Origin of the sequence: Halobacillus sp. H74, from assembly GCF_052246715.1 — a bacterium.
GTDB lineage: Bacteria > Bacillota > Bacilli > Bacillales > Halobacillaceae > Halobacillus > Halobacillus litoralis_A.
The window spans coordinates 1-18,003 of the sequence record NZ_JBQQCI010000014.1; the positions used below are offsets into that span (position 1 = coordinate 1).

An 18,003-nucleotide genomic window follows, 5' to 3' on the forward strand; every position below is an offset into this window, starting at 1 on the left:
AAAGAAAAAGAGTATCAAGCAGGCTATCAAGCATTGGCAACCACGAAAAGTGGACTTCACCACCCTACATCCGAATTTGAAAAGATAAAGAATTTGAAAAAAACCACTAAACCACCAAAAGAATATGGTGTGAAGAAAACGGATGATGGTGAAAAGCGTTATCAGCTATTCTACATTTGTGAAGAAAGTGATTGCGGACATAAAGGGAAGCGCTATGTTCCGAAAGGATCCGTTTATACTAACTGTCATGAATGTGGTAGTCGAATGAATGTAAGATTTGCAACTGAACACGGATTCGGGTATCAAGATGAATATAACAACTATTACATCGCAGGTTCTTTTCAAAGGAACTTCAATGCAACAAAAACCCTGGCGGGGACGAACTGGAACTAATATAGAGACGTAAGAGACGATTGAGTACATATATAGAGACTAAAAAGAGAGGGAGTTGTCCAAATGGGCAGCTCCTTAAAAATAGGTTTGGAGGAACCGATTATGGAAATTGATTTGAATGAATTAGAGCAGGAAGAAAAAAAGTTTGTTGAAACACTTCAAGATATACGGAAGCGTTTGATGAAACTATCCTTATGGCTGGTTATCTTATACGCTTGTGTGTTCATCATGTTGGCCATGAGTGTCATAGATGGAATTAACGGTTCGTATGTATGGATGGTTGTCTATGCTTTGCTTGGTATATTGAACCTGCATAATACATCCAATTTCCATAAGATGAAAAGAGAAATGAGTGAATTGGAATATCAGACGTTGATCGTACTGTTTATTATAAATAAGAAGAAAGAAAGTATGAAAGAGAGCTGCTGATTGAAGCGGCTCTTTTTTTTATGGAAAAATAAGCGAGTATCGTCAATGCAACCAAATTACAAAAAAGGAGTGTTTTTTGCAACCAGACCAATGTTTAAAAGTGTTAAGTATTAGACGAATGATTTGTGTGGCTAAATTTTCTTCTTTTTTATATTGTAATCTATTTAAAAGTACGTCTATAATTATATGTGTGAAAGTTAAATATCTTTTAGACATGGGGGTCTGAAAAATGAAGATTGGTTATGCAAGAGTTTCTACTGTTGTTCAAGATTTGGAAACACAGAGGGAAATTTTACACCATGAAGGTTGCGAAAGGATATTCGTTGAAAAAGTAACCGGAACAAGTACAGCACAAAGAAAAGCATTAAAAGAAGCGATTGAGTTTTTGCGTGAAGGTGATACTTTGATTGTCACTAAGATCGATCGGTTAGCACGATCTATTATTGATTTGAACAAAATAATTCAAGATCTAAGATCGGATGGAATTAATGTTCGATTCGTTAAGGATAATTTAGATTTCATGGCTGATGAATCATCAAGTAGTATGCAGACTCTAATGTTTAATGTCCTTGGATCATTTGCTCAATTTGAAAGGGATCTTATTGTTGAACGAACCACCGAAGGACGGGAACGAGCAAAGAAACAAGGAAAACATATGGGAAGACCTGGCCAGGATGAAAAGAATATAAAGAGGGCTTTGAATTATTATCAAGATAGAAAAACTAATGGAATGAGTGTGAATGATATTGTAGGAGCAACAGGCGTTCCAAGATCCACTATTTATCATCGAGCCAAGCAAATGAAAGCAGAAAAGGAAACGACTATATAATAGAAGAAACTCGGAAAAGGAGGGGTGATTCCCCTTCTTTTTTATTTGTAATGATTCTGCAATAAAAAAGGAAATATCTGTTGTGTTTATAAGTGAAACATTGTATAGTGAGAATGTTCTCGATTAGTAATACATTTTAGAGAGGGGTAGTCAGAGAATGAAGAAGTTATTTAAGTGGGGTCTTATAGTTATTGTAGGATTGGTTGTATTGTCCTTTATATTTGGTGATGAAGATGATTCGGCCACAAAAGTTGATAATAACGAGTCAACGGAAGCAAGTGCAGAAGGTGAAAAAGAAGAAGCACCTGCTGAAGATAAAGTATTCAGTGTAGGTGATGAGGTTCAGTTAGGTGATATCTTGGTAACCATTGATTCTGCTAAATATACGGAAGCGGCTGAATATACAGAGTCGAAAAACGGAAAGATTATTACATTAGATGCAACGATTAAGAATAATGGTTCTGAAGAAATATATGCGGATGCAACTGAATTCACTATGGCAACTCCTGATGGTAATATGGCTGAAGGATACTTTGGATATAACGAACTGGAATTAAGCGGTGAGATCAGAGACGGTAAGCAGCTAAAAGGGAAACTGTACTTTGATGTTCCAGAAGCTGAGTATTACGAACTGTACTATGAACCTACATTCTCTTGGAGCGGTGATGAGATCGAATGGAAAATTGAAAAGTCAGAATTACAGTAAGAAGAAGGGTCTTTGACCCTTCTTTTTTTATGCTTCAAGTTCTCCATTAGAAAAATATTTTTTAAATAGTTCTCGAAAAGAGGACAACAAGGGATATACATGATATTATTATGGTGGAAATAGTTAATGTTAATGTTAACAAGAATGTTAAAGGAGGTTTTACATGTCAGTTGTAATGTTGGAAACGCATGGAGGTAAGTTTGAGGTTACTCGTGATTGGCTGGAAGAAAAGGTGAATGAACGTGATATGAAACTATCAGAATTTATGGATGGATACACCTGGGACGATTCGGAAGCATTATATGAAGAAGCAAAAATGACTGATGGAATTGTTTTGAACCGGATTCCGAGAATTACGGCTGAATGTTTTGATACTTATGTGACAGCTGAAGACTTATTGACGGAAGCTATTAGACGGTGGGATGATACGTTGGATCAGAACCAGTTGAGACAGATTAGGAACCGACTAGCTTATGAAATAGGGGAAATGATTGGGATCGTGAAAGATGAGAATTAAGAAGGGGATGAAATTATGACTTGTGTAGATGTTTTAGTGAGGTTTAATACGGAAGAGGAAATTAGTGTGACTGTTTATTTTAGGGAAGTTCCTGAAGAAGTGGGAGAGGAAGATTTGAGAGAAATTGCTTTGAATAAATTGGCAAGTCAAGGGTATCCGAAGAACTTAGAAAATGCTCCTTATGATATTGAACCATATTAAATTGGAAAGGGAAGGGCTTTGCCCTTTCTTTTTTTATGTCGAAAACTTTTAAAAGAAAAAGTTCTCAAATAGCGGACAGGATGAAAAATGCGCGATATAATTAATTTAGAAAGTTAAGAGAGGGGAAAACAAAAAATGATTAAAGTAAATGGTAAAGTGATTGTTAATGGAGAAGAAAAGGTGTTCAAAAATAAGGATCTTAAAAAATTGGTTTATGGTGAATGGGATGTAATTAAAATTATTGATGGTAATGATCCGATTACAGTAGAAAAGGTATCAGGTGGAAGAACATTGATTTCACAAGAGTATAATGAAAATTCTTTTAATACTTATACAGAACGCCCTGCTTATATTTTGCAAGGAATTAAAAGTGCTTTGGTAGTTTCAGGAGTTGTTGAATCAGAATTTAAAAATGTAGAGATAAAATATCTATAATAATACTTACATTAATATTAACGAAAATATTAATGAAGGGGTGAATCATGGTTGATTTAAAGGAGTGGCACTTTAGCCACTCTTTTTTTATTTGCGGGTAAATAGCATTAAATGTTCGCAAATAGCGGACAATGTTCTCGATGCGCGATATAATGAATTTAGAAAGTTAAGAGAGGGGAAAAACAATGAGATACTTATTAACTGATTTAGAACAAGAAAATGCAATGATCGAAGCGGAAGAGGAAGAATTGAGAGAGTTTTATTATGATCTATATGTTCAAGAATTTGGTTCCTCCATTATTGATGAAAGTCAGGCGGATGAGCTTCCATTAGAAACTGTTATTGAATGGTTAAAAGGTGAAAATTTTGAGATCCAACTAATAGGATAACGTTAATATTAATATTAAAGGAGAGATAATGATGAAGAAAAATACTTGGAGTAAATGGAAGAAAAGTACTTGGTTAGGTAGAAAGGGAAAAATACGTGCTTTTCATTTAGATAGTAAACTTACTGGATTGCGTGTATCTGTTCTTCATTGGTATGAAGATGATCAGACAGAAATAAAACTTATTGAAGGTGATGGATGTACTTCAGAATTTCGTGAGTATTCTAAAGTGATATTGGAAGCAGCTACTGAAGAACAAGTAAATAAAGAAGTCAAAGCTTTAATTGAATTAAGGAGAGGTTAAGATGAATGATATGTTAAAGAATCAATTGAAAAGAGTGTATGAGGAAACGGATGATTTGATTATGATTCTCCAAGTTAGTGGGATTTGTGCGGATGAATTTTCATTTGGTAAGAATTTTGAAGATATGACTGAAGCAGAAAAAATTGAAAATGATTTTGAAGCTTCTGATGTAGCGGTGGATGGTATTATTAATACAGATTATGAAGAGATCGTGATTAGTACAAATGTAAATGAGAGAAGATTTATATTGGAAGTAGTAACGGATATTTTTGAAGGTAACAAAACGATAGAAGATTTGTTTGAAACAGATAAAGAATGGAAAGATTTAATAACAGAAGCTAAAGAAGCTGGACTTAGTATTGATGAAGTAAGGGAATTTATAAAGGGTTAACAATAATATTTACATTAACATTAAGAAGGGGGAACCCTTCTTTTTTTATGACTAAATGCATAACTTTAATAAAAATGTTCTCGTTATGTGGACTTTTTCGAGGAACACGGTATAATGAATGTAAATAAATACATTAATATTGATGTGAACATTATTGTTGATGTTGATATTACACACATAATAATATGGGGGTCTTGAAATGTCAGTGATTGATTTGAATGTTCGTTTGGCAACTAAAAGAAAGCAGGAGCAACATAAGGAAATGTTAGAAGTTGTGAAGGGATTAATGAAAGATATGTCTCAATATGAAAAGGAAAAGTTATTTGAAGCTATTGATAACAGAGATATGGATATGTGGAAGCGGATCACGGAACCAGTTATCAGAAGACAGGTTATAAAAGCATGGAATTAATAAAACAGGAGGGGCTTTCCCTCCTTTCTTTGGGGGTATATAAATGAAGCAAATTAACTTATTCAGAGAAATAATAGTTGATAATTTTGCAGGTGGGGGTGGAGCTTCAACAGGAATTGAATTAGCGACAGGATTATCGGTTGATGTTGCTATTAATCATGATCCTTCGGCTATTGCAATGCATAAAGCTAATCATCCAGATACAGAGCATTTTTGTGAATCGATTTGGGATGTGGATCCAGAAGACGTTGCACAAGGTCGGAAGGTTGGCTTGTGTTGGCTTTCTCCAGATTGTAAGCATTTTAGTAAAGCTAAAGGTGGAAAACCGGTAGATAAAACAGTGAGAGGATTAGCATGGATTGCGGTTAATTGGGCTATTAAGGTTCGTCCGAGAGTGATTATATTGGAAAATGTAGAAGAGTTTAGAACCTGGGGGCCATTGAAAGGGGATCGTCCTGATCCAGATAAAAGAGGATTAACATTCAAATCATTTGTGAAGTCTTTGGAAGCTCTAGGATATGAAGTGGATACAAAAGAATTAAGGGCATGTGATTATGGAGCTCCAACAACAAGGAAGCGTTTGTTTTTAATTGCTCGATGTGATGGGAAGTTGATTGAATGGCCAGAGCCTACACATGGACCATCAGAAGAATTAAATGTTCAGATGGGACTTAAAAAGCCGTATAAAGCAGCGAGTGAAGTTATTGATTGGTCTTTACCTCCAAAGAGTATTTATGGAAGGAAAAAGCCATTAAGTAAAAATACGATGTTAAGGATTAAAAGAGGAATAAAAAAGTTTATTGTGGAAGCGGATAATCCTTATGTGGTAAATAATAAAGCGTATTTTCTTCAGCATTATTATACTCATCAAGGTAAAGAAACAAGAGGAAGTTCATTAGATGAACCTTTACCAACGATACCTACAGCAAACAGATTCGGTTTAGTTTCTGCATTTTTAACTAAATATTATGGTTCAGACATAGGGCAAAGCTTAAATGATCCATTGCATACTATAACAACAAAAGATCGTTTTGGCTTAGTTACGGTTCATGGTAAGGATTATGAAATTACTGATATAGGAATGAGGATGCTTCAACCATATGAGTTATTTAAAGCTCAGGGATTTCCTGAGAGGTATATTATAAATCGTGATTATACTGGAAAGAAATATCCGAAGAGTGAGCAAGTAGCGAGGGTAGGGAATTCTGTTCCACCTCCATTTGCTGAAGCCCTGGTTCGAGCTAATCTTCCTGAAATGTGTGTGAAGCCTTATGTTTATAAAGAAGCTATTTCTGTATGATGGAATTCCCCTAAAATGATTAGGGGAATTTTTTATTCGTAAGGAGAATTTTTTAAATTAAAAGTTCTCGAAGTGTGGACTTTTGGATAAAATCAGATTATAATTAAGTTACAAGATAAGGAAAGGGGAAATGTGAAATGACTTATAATTTTCAAGTAGATCGAGTAACTGTAGAACATATAAACCGTGTAGCTGATGTTATGGCAAGTGATATTAATTATGGAAGTAAGGAAACAAAGAAAGTCCTTGATCAGATTAAAGAGGATTTTTCGCCTGAATTTGCAATGTGGGTTATGGATAAAGCGAAGGCTTTAGTTTTTTGAAATATTAAATAAAGGGGAAATTAACATGAAGAAAAAAGATCTTGTTCAAAAATTAGTTCCTGCGGTAATCAAGAGCTGGAAAGATAATTCACCAGAATATAATCATGATGGAAAAGAAAAAATGCTTACTAAACAGTTTATGGGTTGGAATAAGAAAGACATTCAAAATTATTTAGGTCAGCTTGAAACTAAAGGGTATGTAAGTTAATAAACACATTAACATTAATGTTTATATACATAGGGAAGTTAATAGCTTCCCTTTTAATAACATTAATATTAGGGGGTATATTAGTGTTAACCATGATATTAGAAACGGCTAAATGGAAGTGGCGGCGCCTGGATCTTTTAGATAAGACATATCTTCTGTTATTTATCTGTACTTACATCATCTTATATAAATCATTCTGTGGTTAAGGAGTGAAAGTTATGAACAATAAAGACCAAATAAACATTTATAATTATTTTGGATCTGGTGATGATCCGATTTATCAGAAAGTAGCAAACCTAGAGAAAGAGGATAGCGTAAATTTAGGGAAATATAAGGTTTTTCTCAATCATTTAGGTATTTATGAAGTTTCCAATGAAGAGGAACATGTAGGTTTTGATTCTGCGGAAAGATGCTACAAATTCATTCAGAGGAAGGACAGCCAAGAGGTTTTCATAAATATTTGAAGGGAGCGGTGATGATGGATCTGAAAAAGGTTCGTTGTCCTTCTTGTAAACGTAAAGGTAAATTGATGAAAGTCGGTCCCGATTTTATCTGTGTGGCATGTTGTTATAAGCAAGATCATAAATCTACACGGCAATTAATGTTAAGTAAATAATGATATTAATATTATTGTTTTGGGGGAGAGGAAATGAAGGCTAAATGTATTAACGCATCAGGTTCTATGGTTTTAGAAGAAGGCCGGGAATATTTTGTTTTCCCGGCTGGAGCTTCTTATTATGTATCAAGATTTGATAATGAGAGCTCACATATGGGATGTTTTCAATCGAAAAGATTTCAGGTATTAGAAGAAGTTGACTCATCCCACACGGAGCAATTGAGCTTGTTTTAACATTAATATATTCATTAATATTAAGGAGGTAAATAATATGAGTGATCAAAAAAACAAGTCTTCCCGATGCCCTTATTGTAACCACGGTAAGTTTAATCTTGCTATTAAGTCCAGACGATTGCTAAGGTATTGCGGGAAATGTGAGAGGGTTAGTGATCCAGAACATCCACAAGCTAAGTACAATGAATTGTGGAAAATTTGGCAGGATAGTTGGATTTCTGAGTATTGATATTAACGAAAATATTAATGTAAATGTTAAGTTAATATTCTTGTTATGGTTAATGTACACTTAATGTGTACATTAATGTTTACAAATTGTGTACATTAATATTCATATTAGTGATAATATGGATATATACACTAATATTAAGGGGGGTTATGAGTGAAATGGAGAGGGATTTTTTTAACGGTGTTACTTGTTTTCGTTGTTGTTTTAAGTGTTAATTTTTTCGTTCAATTTATTGGGTTTGACCTTAGTTTTACTTCAGAAGAATGGTTAAGATTTGCAATATTGGTGGGGGTCTTTTGTTTAGGGTTATTTATTTTTCTTGTATTCTTAAAAATATGGATTGATTAAGGTGGTTAATAAATGGAAGGTAAAACACATATTGTTGGTGGATTAGCAGCTGGTGTAGGTTATTCTGTGCTTGTTGGAACAGGGGATACAACCCCTTTTCTGGTAGGTTGTATGGTGGGGTCGTTGATACCAGATATAGATCACCCACAAGGGAAGTTAGGAAGGGTGTTACCGTTCCTTTCAAAGCCAATATCCTCTATATTCGGTCATAGGACGGTCACACACAGTCTTTTGTTCTTGGTTATAGTAGGAGTGGCGTTTCAGTTTTTGAACCTGTCACAAGCATTAGAGATTGGTATAATGATTGGATTAGTAAGTCATATTGTTTTAGATTCAGTTACTAAAGATGGAGTTAAGTTGTTTTATCCGTTTGATTTTAATTTTAGGATCCCACCAGGAATTAGTACTGGAGGATTTATTGAAAAAGGGGTATTGATCGGGTTGTGTTTTTTGGTAGCTTATTATGGCTATGGGATGTTTTTATAGAAGGAGGATGAATGATGAAATTAAGTTATTTTGAACTAATGACAATGATTTATAATTTAGCTGAAGAGGAAGGATTACATACAGTTGATGAACTGTGTGAGCATCTTCAGGAGAATGGAGATAAATATATAGAGATAATAAAGGAATAAGAAAAAGAGCAGCTTATAAATGGCTGCTCTTTTTTTATAGAAAATGTTTAAGGTATTGAATGGGATTTACAGGTTCACCATTGATCTTTATTACGAAATGCAAATGTGGTCCTGTGGATCTTCCTGTTGTTCCTAAGTCTCCAATTCTTTGACCTGGTTCTACTTTTGTTCCTACGCTTGTTTTAATCTTGTTTAAGTGGGCGTATAGGCTAGTCATTCCATCTCCATGATCAATGATCACACAGTTCCCATAGGTTCCGTTAAACCCTGCATAGATTACAGTTCCTTCTCTGAAAGCTGCAATTGGATTTCCAAGATCAGCTGAGCCTGGAAGGTTAAAGTCTACACCATTATGAAAGGAAACAATTCCTGTTACTGGATGAGTCCTCATGCCATAATCTGAAGAAATTCCTTTGATTCCAGGAGCCGGCCATGCGATACCGTCTTTTATTTCTCCGGGAGTTTGTGTGTCTATGGCTTTATATCCTGATACATATGCATCTGCAAATCCTAAGACTTCTTCTACATACCAATCAGCGTGATTGTAAGCAAAGACGGCTTTTCTTATGTTCCCTTCATTGATGCCATTTTCATAAAGATAATGAGCGGCTGTATAAATCGCATCTTCGATATCATAGGGATCTGCTTTCCCATCTCCATTCGCATCTTGACCATATCCACCGTACTGTTCAATTTTTGCTGGGCTAGTGATGATGGATTCTGGAATGTTTGCATTGCCTAATCTATCCCCACCATATCCCCATCCAATCCATGTGAGGGGCATAAATTGCATATGTCCTATTGCTCCGACAGGGGAGGTCATATTTTCGATCGTACTAAATACTGTTTCAACTCTATGATGAGCGGCTAAGAGGTTCCAAGGTACATTGTATTTTTCTCCTGCAGCTTTATAAATGGGAATGTATTCAGCAGGTATTTCATTCTTTCCGAATTCGGTTATTCCCCCAACTTCCCATTCTCCAAATTTAGATTCTTCAGGTTGAGAGTTAAGAAAGAAAAGACCGGCGAAAAATAACGTTAGTATTAAGATTATTATTAATATTATATACCCTACAGGAAGAAGGGAGAGGAGGATCTTTTTAAATACTAGGGATGTGGCTTTCTTAATGATTATTTTTTTCTTTGATGGAAGTTCCTGTTCTTCCTCATATTGTCTTAATGGTTCACCAGCCATCGAATTTAGCTCCTTTCACCTTCCATTCTGAATCTACTTTTGTAAAGACAATCCATAAAGAGCTTTCTACTAAGGTTTCAACGCTATCGACTGAGGTAGCTTTTCCAGTTATGAGAGCATTCCAAGCAATTTCATCATTTGAGTCACGGCCTTCGACAGGGTAGATTTCAATATCCTGAGCCCGTGTAATGGTTTTGGAAAGAGTGTTGCGTCGGGGGTTTTCTTTTTCAAATTCATAAAATTCTTCTGTCATATATTTCTTTGATGCTTCTAAGTAAGAGCGGATATCATTAGCGTTATAGTTGTAAAAACTTTTGGAAAATCCTTTTGCAAGTTCTTTTGTTTGTTCTTTATCTTCTTCTGTAATGCCAATAGGCTCTCCTTCTGACTCATTAAGGGAAGCAGAGGGGGAATCATCCCCCTGAGTAGTATCTTCCTCTTGTGGAGCTTCTGTGTGAATTTCTTGTTCGTTAGTTTCAGCTTCTGTTTCTTTTGGTTCATCAGCTCTCAAATATCCAGTCAGAAAATATACACCAGTAATTAAAATCATAGTAGGGATTAAAAGAAAGAAGAAAAGTAAGATGTTCTTCTTTTTATTGTTTGTTGTCATTGGTCATTCCTCCTGTTCGATCAACTACGTTATTCTGATTTGCTTTTTCATCCTGCGATTTAACCATTCTGAAATCTCCTGCACTTTTCTTTCTGGTTGTCGAAGCTTCTTTTTGTTCAGTAGATCGATATCCCCATCCACCTTTATTCGTAGTTCTGTCTAAGCTGTTGAGATCTTCTTTTGAAATTTCAGGCGGTTGATGTTTATTGCTATAAGAAGTGTTATCAATTCTAGCTGTTTGATTATTAGTTGTTTTGTTTTGTTTTTTAGTTTTTGAAGCGGTTGATTGATCAGAAGAAGTCCGATCAGTTGTTTTATTGCTTTCAACCGGATTCGGTGCGCTTTTCACACCTTTAGAGCCTTGATATTTAGAATTGCTCATGGTGTAAGCTCTCCAATTTCTTTCGGAAGCTCCAACGCCAGGGTTATATTTGATTTTGTGTGATGCTCTTTGATGTTGTGGTGTAGCTGGCTTAGAAAGTGGTTTTGTGAATCGGTTGATATAACCTTTTCCTTTTTGGTATGTGTTCTTATAATCTGCGGTTCTTGTATAGGAGCCAGTGGAAAGTCCTGATCTTTTTGTTGGTTTAACAATCAGGGATAAGAATTGATCACGATATACCCAAAGGCCGATAGTTAAACAAAGATATACGAGCATCATTGTAAAGAAGCCATGGTCAGGATCTATGGAACTATTAATCATTGTTTGAATTGCGAAAAGAACAGATATCAGGAAGCAAAAGGCAATTTTCATTAAGAAAGGATGGAGCAGTTTTGAAAGCCAAGTGATCGCATTTCCTGAATAAGTAGGAAGCAATGAAATTAACAAAGCTATTGGTCCGAGTAAAGCAAAGATAATCGCCATGAAGGAGAAGAAGATAATGGATCCACTTATGAGTATGAGGATTAAAGCCATCATCAAAATTCCTATTGATGTAAAGCCCAAAAGAACGAATCGATCGGTGAGCGCTTGTGGTTCCATGTTTGAATTTCCTTGCTCTTCTACTTCATAATCGATTTGTTTTAATCGTTCTTTGGAGTAATCTTCTGTTTTTAATAAGTCATTGATTCGAGATCCAGATCGTTTATATTCGCTTTCAATTTTATCTTCATCTGTTGTACCGAATTCAGCAATAAGCCAAGGTTGATAAATCATGGTGTTAAAGATTGAATTTCTCATATTTGCATAGCCTTCTTCTTTTGAATAAGTTCCGTCAGAATCAGTGATTGAAGAAGTCCATGCAAGCATGCTTTGAGAAACATCAGTTGTAGAATCGTTAATGTATTTTAAGAAAGGCCCTGCATTTATGACATAAGCAAAGCAGAGAGTGAGTAATACGATGGTTTGAATCATTACACCGATAGCTTGAGAATGGGCTTTCTTTATAAGACCGATCCATACCATATACACTCCTAAAATAACGAAGAAGGTGAGGGCAAACATCGGGAATAATCCATCTGAAGTGAAACCCCCGGCTCCAACCCCGGCAATGTTTGAAATGGCTCTGTCGATCTCATTTATCATGCTATCTATAAAATCTAATGTGAAGGCATATTCAACAAGTTTTCCGGTCCATGATCCAATTAGCGTTATGAATTGCCAAATGATTGAGTTTACTGTGGCCATCATTTGCCATAGAGATTTAGAAGCTGCATTATCCCATCCAGTGGGGAGGATATCTCCCCATTCGTTTTCTGGAATCTTCGTATCCATGGAGTAGTGGCTAACAGGGTATTTTGCGTATTGAAGCTCTACGGATCCTATTTTTTTATCATCTTCTTCTGGAACCAAGCTATCTCTAATTTCAGCAGCTTGAACAGGAGAAGAAAGGAAAGTAAATGAAAGAAGTAATATTAGCAGGATCATTATTTTTTTCATCTTTCCATCTCCTTAATAGTAGTAGGTTTAATATTTTTAATGAGCGGTTTGGCTTCATAGTAGTAATAAGCTATATCTGAAACCCTCCAACCTTCATCGGTTTTCAGGATTTTTGTCCAAGTTGTATCAATCTCTTTTTGATCAGGATAGCGGATTTTGTAAATATAGGTGGAGTCATTGATTTTCCATTCAGTCATTTCATAATTCTCAATAGTGAGATCAGGGTTTAATGCTTCCCCTTTTACATGTGTGGAATCTCGATATTTTTCTTTTGCTTCACTGGTTAAAAGTTTCATTCGTTGTTCTCCGTCCCATTGCAATTCGGCTTCTGCCCACTCCAAAGCGATATGTCTTGAATCTAAAGGAGAAGCTTTCCCACCATTACAAGCAGCAATGGTGAGGGAGAAGCTAAGGATTATAAAGGCTTTTAATAAGTTTTTCATACATGTACCAACTCCTGTTTTTCTTCATCTTGTGTTTCTTCGGTTAAGTCTTGAGAAGGGGGTCTAGTGTCGAAAGCTTTCTCTAAGTCTTTGAAAAGATGCTGGATTTGAATTTGGGCGGTTCGTCCTCGGATATCTTGGAATAAACATTGCCCTAAATCTAAGTCTTGAATGGTTTTAATATTGTGTTCATCAGATTGATCTAATCCTAAAAACTTGAGAGCATTTTGGCATTCTTCAACGTTGTTATTTTGAAAGACGAATTTCATTCCAATCATGGCTTTTCGTTCATCATCAACATCTTTAACAGCTTGAGTAGCGCGATAAACACCTGCGTTATGGTAACGTCCTTCTCGGTGCAAGCGGTCAATGATATCTGTTCCAATGTCTGTTTTCTCCATGAACCAAGATTCATCAAAGAATACAATTTTGAAAATCTTATTGGATATTTTCATAAAGTTATAAGCGAATTCACCGATAGGAAACATCATGGCCATGGAGAGTCTTTCTTGAAAGTCATAGTTTTTGATGCTCTTTGATTTTGGTGGCATTTTCATGTTCTGGATCTGCAAGATGTTGATGGCGTATTTAGTGTTAATGGATTGGTGTGTTTTTCCGTTACCGAAAAGCAATTTAGCAAAGGATAGTTTTGTGAAGGCTTTGAGTTGCTTTCCTACTTTTTGTCCTTCTTCTTCTTCATGATTTAAAAGCTCTTCTACAACGTTCATCATGCAAGGAGTTGAGGACTTTGCCACACGTTCTACACCTTCATTAATGATCGTGAATTCGTAATCTTCAAATGATCTTTGTGTAAGGAAGGATAGGATGCCAACAGCCAATGCTTGAGCTTCATCGATATCTTCACAGATTTCAAAAGGATCCAATCTTCCTCGATTCTCTTCATTAGCAGTTAAGGTTAAAACGTTAACGTGGTCTTTCATGTAAACTAAGTCTTCAGGCCAATTGGAGCGTTCACCTTTTGGATCAATGATTAATGCTTTCCCACCAGATAAAACAGCTAGATAGATCATTAAGTTAGCAGCGAATGATTTTCCTCCTCCTGGAGGTCCTATGAAGGAAGCGTTGAGAGTTCTTGTTTTAGATCCGGACACTACGTTTTTGGCTGCTAATGATGGGTCAATGAAGACTGGATTTTTTTGAGTGAGCTCCATTCCATAATAGAATCCTTCTCCATCTCCAATGTTTTTTGTAGCTCCGAACATTCCTGCAGCTAATTGTGCAGGTTCAACGATTTGCAAGTAATCATCGATATATTGATCTGAGCCAGGAAGAAATTCATTGAATAAGATCCATTGATCTGAGCCTGGTTGTTCAACCTCAAAGTTAAGGTCGGCATATTCATCTTTGATAGATTTTACTCGGTTTTGTAATTCTTCAGGTGATTCAGCAGATACACATAATACAACGGTCATTTCAAGGGTAGGCATTCTGGTTGTTTTTGTTCTTTGTTCAAGATCTCTTACTAATTCATCGTTTTCTTGGATATCAACTGGAGCTTCACTTCCTGCACCTTCAGCATGTTCTCTTTCTGAATCGAGAGCTTTCTTTTTATTTAAGATTTTCCCTTTCATACTTTCATGGTTAATGGTGCGAGTACGTATGGAAGTTTCTACTGGGAAATCAAATATTTGATTGATATAAATCCATTCATCACCGATCACTCCTATTTCTTCAGGTATATAAGAAACAGTAAGGAAGGTGGTGTATCCTGTTTTCGGTTCACCATCAACCATTTGAGTAATGCCTAAGTGACCAATTTGTTGATTATCAATGGTTCCTTCTGAGAGTCTCAATAGTTCAGGAGCAAATACACGTTTTCCTTTTTCAGTTGTTTGAGAAGTTGGTCTAAAATCGTCAATGATAGGGGTTTTTGCAATGGATCTGAAGAAGTTTCTTTTAATTAGCCATTGGCAATCCCTTTCATTGATGGGGCGGATACCTGAATATGATTTCAAGTTTTGTCTAAGGGAAGATTCAACAGAGCGTGATTTTCGATAAGCTCTTTCGTATTCTTCTTTTGTGATATCAGGATTTTCTAAATTCATGAGGGTAAAAAGCTTATTTTTCATTTCTTTAAATTGTTCAATTAATCCTTTGATATCGGACCCATCGTAATCTGAAGCAGGTAATTTCACACCAACATAATAATGGTCATCGGTGGCTTCAGCGCCGATATTACTTTCTATAACGGGTACGGCTTCATCTAGATGATTGTAGGCAGCTTCTTTTAAGTCGCCTGAGATTTTCTTTTTATATTGATCATGAGTTTCTTGGATTGAATGATATTGAGGGACTATAAGAAGATGAGTATCGTATCCAGTAGCAGCAAAGAAAGCTTCAAAATCTCTTGAAAGTCGAAGCTTATCTTCTATGGATAAATAATCGTATTCATAGCCATCAATTTCAAAATAAGCCCATGATGATCCATCATGGGCAAAGATTTTATTTTCTTCATAATATTTAATTGGGAATTCCATTTTAGAGATTGATTTAAAAAATGATTGAGTTTTTTTGAAATCTAACATTTAATGATCGACTCCTTTTTTTCTATAGGATACAGTGCTTGAGTAGTTATATTTTGTTCTCTTTTCAATTGGCTGGAAGCGGTTATATTGACCTCTTGCAAATACAAATAGCATATATCTAATTAGGAATCTATGCAGTGTTTTCCCTTCAGGATTTGGTTTTTGGAGAGCCCAACTCATCAAGACCGGTAAAGCACCGTATGAAAAAAGCGAATAGGTATTCAATACTGAGAACCAATTCGCTAAAATCCATACTGATATAATTGTGCTTAAAAAAATGATTAAGGTTTTAATGGAAACGGGGACAATTAATTTAATGTCCCCGATGGAGTAAAGCATCCTGTCATATTTCCATAGTTTTGTGTAGCATTTTGCTCTTTTAATTTCCATAAGATCTTACCCGAACAATCTTTGGAAGATATTTTGACCTAAATCGCTGATTGTTTCAGGGTTGAAGACCGCGACACTAGCAAGCATGAACATTACTGTAACACTAATCCAACCGAACAGAGAGCGTTTAGCAATGCAAGAAATGGTTAATACTATATAAATAAGCAAGAAGATAGGAATCGCCTGACTTTGAGCCCACTCGAATAAATTTGATCCAAATTCCATAATTGATCATTCTCCTTTTAGTTTAATTTTTGGATAATCCAACGGCCATCTTTTTCAAGAATGTTCATGTTATATTTTTGAAGGATAGTGCCTTCAGTTTTCTTATCTGTGAAAATCACATTTACTTTAATGTCTAGGGAATCGCCTTTCCCATCATAAACATTGAAATTCTCAACCTCTTTAAAAACCAGGTCACCACCGAGAGGGTTCAAGGTTAAATCATCAGTGTAAAATTCAAGTTCTTCAGTGGTGCCAGTTGAATAGACTTTGAAGAAGGTTGGCAAATACTTTTCGATAGAAGATCGGTCTGCTTTTTTATAAGTGGTTCGATCTTCTTCTTTTTCTTCTTTAATTTCTGGCTTTTTCGGTTTGCTGGTGAAGGTAGGGATATCATTAACTAAATATCCTTTACCATCAGTGATGATCGGAACTTTTAGGTACTTGCTATAAGGTCCTTTCTTTTCCGTTTTCTTCTTATCATCATCTTTTTTAGTTATAAGATAATGAGTAGCGTGAATCGTGATAATTGAAGTGTTATCTCCTGTTTCTTCAACGTTAATCACTTCAGTTTTATGTGGAGTAGAGTGTGATTTCAAACCGGAATATCTTAGGCCGGCATCTTCAGCAACTCCTGACCTTAAATATTGTTCTAAATCCTCATTTCTTTTCTGGAGTGCTTCTGTATTCCATTCGAGATATTCTTCTACAAAGTTTTGAGCGAATGTTTGAGCTCCAATACTAATAGCAGCATTTTCATCTTCTTTATTTTTCATTTCCTGCTTAGGTTCTGTTTCTGGGATGGATGAACCGGAAGCGGTAAATGACCGAACCGATCCAATAAGGCAAAAGATAATGATCATATAGACGATAATTTTTGCAATCAAATTCCCGCGTGACTTTTTAGGAAGAGTTGCTTTTTTCTTTTTCCCCATGTTTTCCTCCTTCTTTCATTTGGATATTCTTCACTCTTTTACAATAGGGTCAGCTATTCCATATTGTTTCATTGGGTCTTTCGAGTCTTTAGCAAAGAATATTTCCCCGTATGGATCGTTGGTTATTTGATCGTAAGTGGTATATAAGATTCCTGAAGTGTAGTCGGTTTTTACATCTTTGGTATGTTCGATCAGTTTCAACATTTCATTCTGTCGGTTAGATACCCATATTATCCGGGGAGGATCAACTAAATTGACTCCGAAAACATGTTGCTTCTTCCAAGCCTGTTCTTTGCAGTAGCGATTATATCTTTGCAATTTCTTGATAGAAACTTCAGGTCTTTGTCGGCTCCTTTCCAGTTCAAACATGAAGTAACCATAACCATCTTCATGTTCTTTGTGTTGTAGGATCATACTACCATCGGGTCTAACGACATCCTTTTTGTTGTCCGAGAATTCCCAATAACTCCTGCGCTCATTCAGCCATTTTTTAAAACGGAAATATGTTCCTTCTTTAGCTTGATAAGCTGCTTTCACCATAGAAAGCATTGTTTGGTGATGGACGTAGGATGGAGCTTTCACCTTAGTCCACCTGGAATCCCATTCACATTCACCGATGATTTCTTGAACCTCATACCATCCTTTTGTATCAAGTGTGTAAATGTTTTTACTTCTTCCAGATGGATTATCGTCCATTAAAGGTAGTCGAGTAGATACGATATAACCTTCTTCTTCCATCTTTTTTAATCGTCTGTAGATAGCTGGTCTGGAAGTGGTGTGATAGATCACCGTTTGAATGTAATCAACATCCAGAAAAGTCATATCGTATAAATCCTCTAGAAAGTTTTGATCCCTTTTTGTTAGATATAATTCTTTAGCCAATTATA

At 35.7% G+C, this 18,003-nt stretch carries 28 protein-coding genes; 19 read left to right on the forward strand and 9 right to left on the reverse strand.

Features of this window, described 5'->3' with window-relative positions; translation table 11 throughout:
- The 19 genes from ACTWPX_RS20370 to ACTWPX_RS20460 all read left to right on the forward strand — a co-directional run.
- Positions 1–393 (forward strand): hypothetical protein (locus ACTWPX_RS20370; RefSeq protein ID WP_443121274.1); only part of this gene is annotated, 393 nt, incomplete at its 5' end.
- A 63-nt stretch (positions 394–456) separates the two neighbouring features.
- Positions 457–822: a hypothetical protein gene (locus ACTWPX_RS20375; protein WP_443121275.1), complete on the forward strand. Its 366-nt coding sequence runs from the start codon at positions 457–459 to the stop codon at positions 820–822.
- Positions 823–1,051: 229 nt separating this feature from the next.
- On the forward strand, positions 1,052–1,651 hold the full coding sequence (locus tag ACTWPX_RS20380) for a recombinase family protein (protein WP_443121276.1): 600 nt from the start codon (positions 1,052–1,054) through the stop codon (positions 1,649–1,651).
- A gap of 157 nt (positions 1,652–1,808) precedes the next feature.
- Entirely contained in the window at positions 1,809–2,357 is a 549-nt protein-coding gene (locus tag ACTWPX_RS20385) for a DUF4352 domain-containing protein (RefSeq protein WP_443121277.1), read from the forward strand.
- Between the two features lie 163 nt (positions 2,358–2,520).
- The gene (locus tag ACTWPX_RS20390; RefSeq protein ID WP_443121278.1) at positions 2,521–2,874 is read left to right on the forward strand and encodes a hypothetical protein; all 354 of its coding nucleotides are present in this window, start codon (positions 2,521–2,523) and stop codon (positions 2,872–2,874) included.
- A 15-nt stretch (positions 2,875–2,889) separates the two neighbouring features.
- Positions 2,890–3,075, forward strand: coding sequence for a hypothetical protein (locus ACTWPX_RS20395; protein WP_443121279.1), 186 nt, complete (start codon positions 2,890–2,892; stop codon positions 3,073–3,075).
- Between the two features lie 135 nt (positions 3,076–3,210).
- On the forward strand, positions 3,211–3,510 hold the full coding sequence (locus ACTWPX_RS20400; RefSeq protein WP_443121280.1) for a hypothetical protein: 300 nt from the start codon (positions 3,211–3,213) through the stop codon (positions 3,508–3,510).
- Positions 3,511–3,695: 185 nt separating this feature from the next.
- The gene (locus tag ACTWPX_RS20405) at positions 3,696–3,899 is read left to right on the forward strand and encodes a hypothetical protein (protein ID WP_443121281.1); all 204 of its coding nucleotides are present in this window, start codon (positions 3,696–3,698) and stop codon (positions 3,897–3,899) included.
- 31 nt (positions 3,900–3,930) lie between these two features.
- Positions 3,931–4,200 carry a hypothetical protein gene (locus ACTWPX_RS20410; protein WP_443121282.1) on the forward strand — a complete coding sequence of 90 codons (270 nt, stop codon included), beginning with the start codon at positions 3,931–3,933 and terminating at the stop codon, positions 4,198–4,200.
- A 1-nt stretch (position 4,201) separates the two neighbouring features.
- Complete coding sequence (locus tag ACTWPX_RS20415; RefSeq protein ID WP_443121283.1) at positions 4,202–4,591, forward strand: anti-repressor SinI family protein; 390 nt, start codon at positions 4,202–4,204, stop codon at positions 4,589–4,591.
- A gap of 199 nt (positions 4,592–4,790) precedes the next feature.
- Entirely contained in the window at positions 4,791–5,003 is a 213-nt protein-coding gene (locus ACTWPX_RS20420) for a hypothetical protein (protein WP_443121284.1), read from the forward strand.
- A gap of 43 nt (positions 5,004–5,046) precedes the next feature.
- Positions 5,047–6,303 carry a DNA cytosine methyltransferase gene (locus tag ACTWPX_RS20425; RefSeq protein ID WP_443121285.1) on the forward strand — a complete coding sequence of 419 codons (1,257 nt, stop codon included), beginning with the start codon at positions 5,047–5,049 and terminating at the stop codon, positions 6,301–6,303.
- A 137-nt stretch (positions 6,304–6,440) separates the two neighbouring features.
- Positions 6,441–6,626 (forward strand): hypothetical protein, encoded by a 186-nt coding sequence (locus ACTWPX_RS20430; protein ID WP_443121286.1) that lies wholly within the window; start codon positions 6,441–6,443, stop codon positions 6,624–6,626.
- Between the two features lie 25 nt (positions 6,627–6,651).
- Positions 6,652–6,834, forward strand: coding sequence for a hypothetical protein (locus ACTWPX_RS20435; RefSeq protein WP_443121287.1), 183 nt, complete (start codon positions 6,652–6,654; stop codon positions 6,832–6,834).
- A 218-nt stretch (positions 6,835–7,052) separates the two neighbouring features.
- A complete protein-coding gene (locus ACTWPX_RS20440) occupies positions 7,053–7,298 on the forward strand; it encodes a hypothetical protein (protein ID WP_443121288.1) in 246 nt (81 codons plus the stop codon).
- Between the two features lie 185 nt (positions 7,299–7,483).
- Positions 7,484–7,684, forward strand: coding sequence for a hypothetical protein (locus ACTWPX_RS20445; RefSeq protein ID WP_443121289.1), 201 nt, complete (start codon positions 7,484–7,486; stop codon positions 7,682–7,684).
- A 382-nt stretch (positions 7,685–8,066) separates the two neighbouring features.
- Positions 8,067–8,261, forward strand: a complete 195-nt coding sequence (locus tag ACTWPX_RS20450) for a hypothetical protein (RefSeq protein ID WP_443121290.1) — start codon at positions 8,067–8,069, stop codon at positions 8,259–8,261.
- Positions 8,262–8,273: 12 nt separating this feature from the next.
- Positions 8,274–8,747: a metal-dependent hydrolase gene (locus ACTWPX_RS20455; RefSeq protein WP_443121291.1), complete on the forward strand. Its 474-nt coding sequence runs from the start codon at positions 8,274–8,276 to the stop codon at positions 8,745–8,747.
- 14 nt (positions 8,748–8,761) lie between these two features.
- Positions 8,762–8,896 carry a hypothetical protein gene (locus tag ACTWPX_RS20460; protein WP_443121292.1) on the forward strand — a complete coding sequence of 45 codons (135 nt, stop codon included), beginning with the start codon at positions 8,762–8,764 and terminating at the stop codon, positions 8,894–8,896.
- 34 nt (positions 8,897–8,930) lie between these two features.
- On the opposite strand, the gene ACTWPX_RS20465 is transcribed toward ACTWPX_RS20460, so the two are convergent.
- From ACTWPX_RS20465 to ACTWPX_RS20505, 9 genes are read right to left on the reverse strand one after another with little or no spacing between them, the layout of a single operon-like run.
- A complete protein-coding gene (locus ACTWPX_RS20465; protein ID WP_443121293.1) occupies positions 8,931–10,091 on the reverse strand; it encodes a peptidoglycan DD-metalloendopeptidase family protein in 1,161 nt (386 codons plus the stop codon).
- Positions 10,081–10,701 carry a hypothetical protein gene (locus ACTWPX_RS20470; protein WP_443121294.1) on the reverse strand — a complete coding sequence of 207 codons (621 nt, stop codon included), beginning with the start codon at positions 10,699–10,701 and terminating at the stop codon, positions 10,081–10,083. Before ACTWPX_RS20470 ends, ACTWPX_RS20465 begins: the two co-directional genes overlap by 11 nt.
- Positions 10,685–12,580, reverse strand: a complete 1,896-nt coding sequence (locus ACTWPX_RS20475) for a CD3337/EF1877 family mobilome membrane protein (protein ID WP_443121295.1) — start codon at positions 12,578–12,580, stop codon at positions 10,685–10,687. Before ACTWPX_RS20475 ends, ACTWPX_RS20470 begins: the two co-directional genes overlap by 17 nt.
- The gene (locus ACTWPX_RS20480) at positions 12,577–13,023 is read right to left on the reverse strand and encodes a hypothetical protein (RefSeq protein ID WP_443121296.1); all 447 of its coding nucleotides are present in this window, start codon (positions 13,021–13,023) and stop codon (positions 12,577–12,579) included. Before ACTWPX_RS20480 ends, ACTWPX_RS20475 begins: the two co-directional genes overlap by 4 nt.
- Positions 13,020–15,569: an ATP-binding protein gene (locus tag ACTWPX_RS20485; RefSeq protein ID WP_443121297.1), complete on the reverse strand. Its 2,550-nt coding sequence runs from the start codon at positions 15,567–15,569 to the stop codon at positions 13,020–13,022. The genes ACTWPX_RS20480 and ACTWPX_RS20485 overlap by 4 nt, the downstream gene beginning before the upstream one ends.
- On the reverse strand, positions 15,570–15,959 hold the full coding sequence (locus ACTWPX_RS20490; RefSeq protein WP_443121298.1) for a TcpE family conjugal transfer membrane protein: 390 nt from the start codon (positions 15,957–15,959) through the stop codon (positions 15,570–15,572).
- A gap of 6 nt (positions 15,960–15,965) precedes the next feature.
- The gene (locus ACTWPX_RS20495) at positions 15,966–16,184 is read right to left on the reverse strand and encodes a hypothetical protein (protein WP_443121299.1); all 219 of its coding nucleotides are present in this window, start codon (positions 16,182–16,184) and stop codon (positions 15,966–15,968) included.
- Between the two features lie 17 nt (positions 16,185–16,201).
- Positions 16,202–17,116: a conjugal transfer protein gene (locus tag ACTWPX_RS20500; RefSeq protein ID WP_443121300.1), complete on the reverse strand. Its 915-nt coding sequence runs from the start codon at positions 17,114–17,116 to the stop codon at positions 16,202–16,204.
- Between the two features lie 30 nt (positions 17,117–17,146).
- Entirely contained in the window at positions 17,147–17,998 is an 852-nt protein-coding gene (locus ACTWPX_RS20505; RefSeq protein ID WP_443121301.1) for a replication-relaxation family protein, read from the reverse strand.
- Positions 17,999–18,003: the final 5 nt, after the last annotated feature.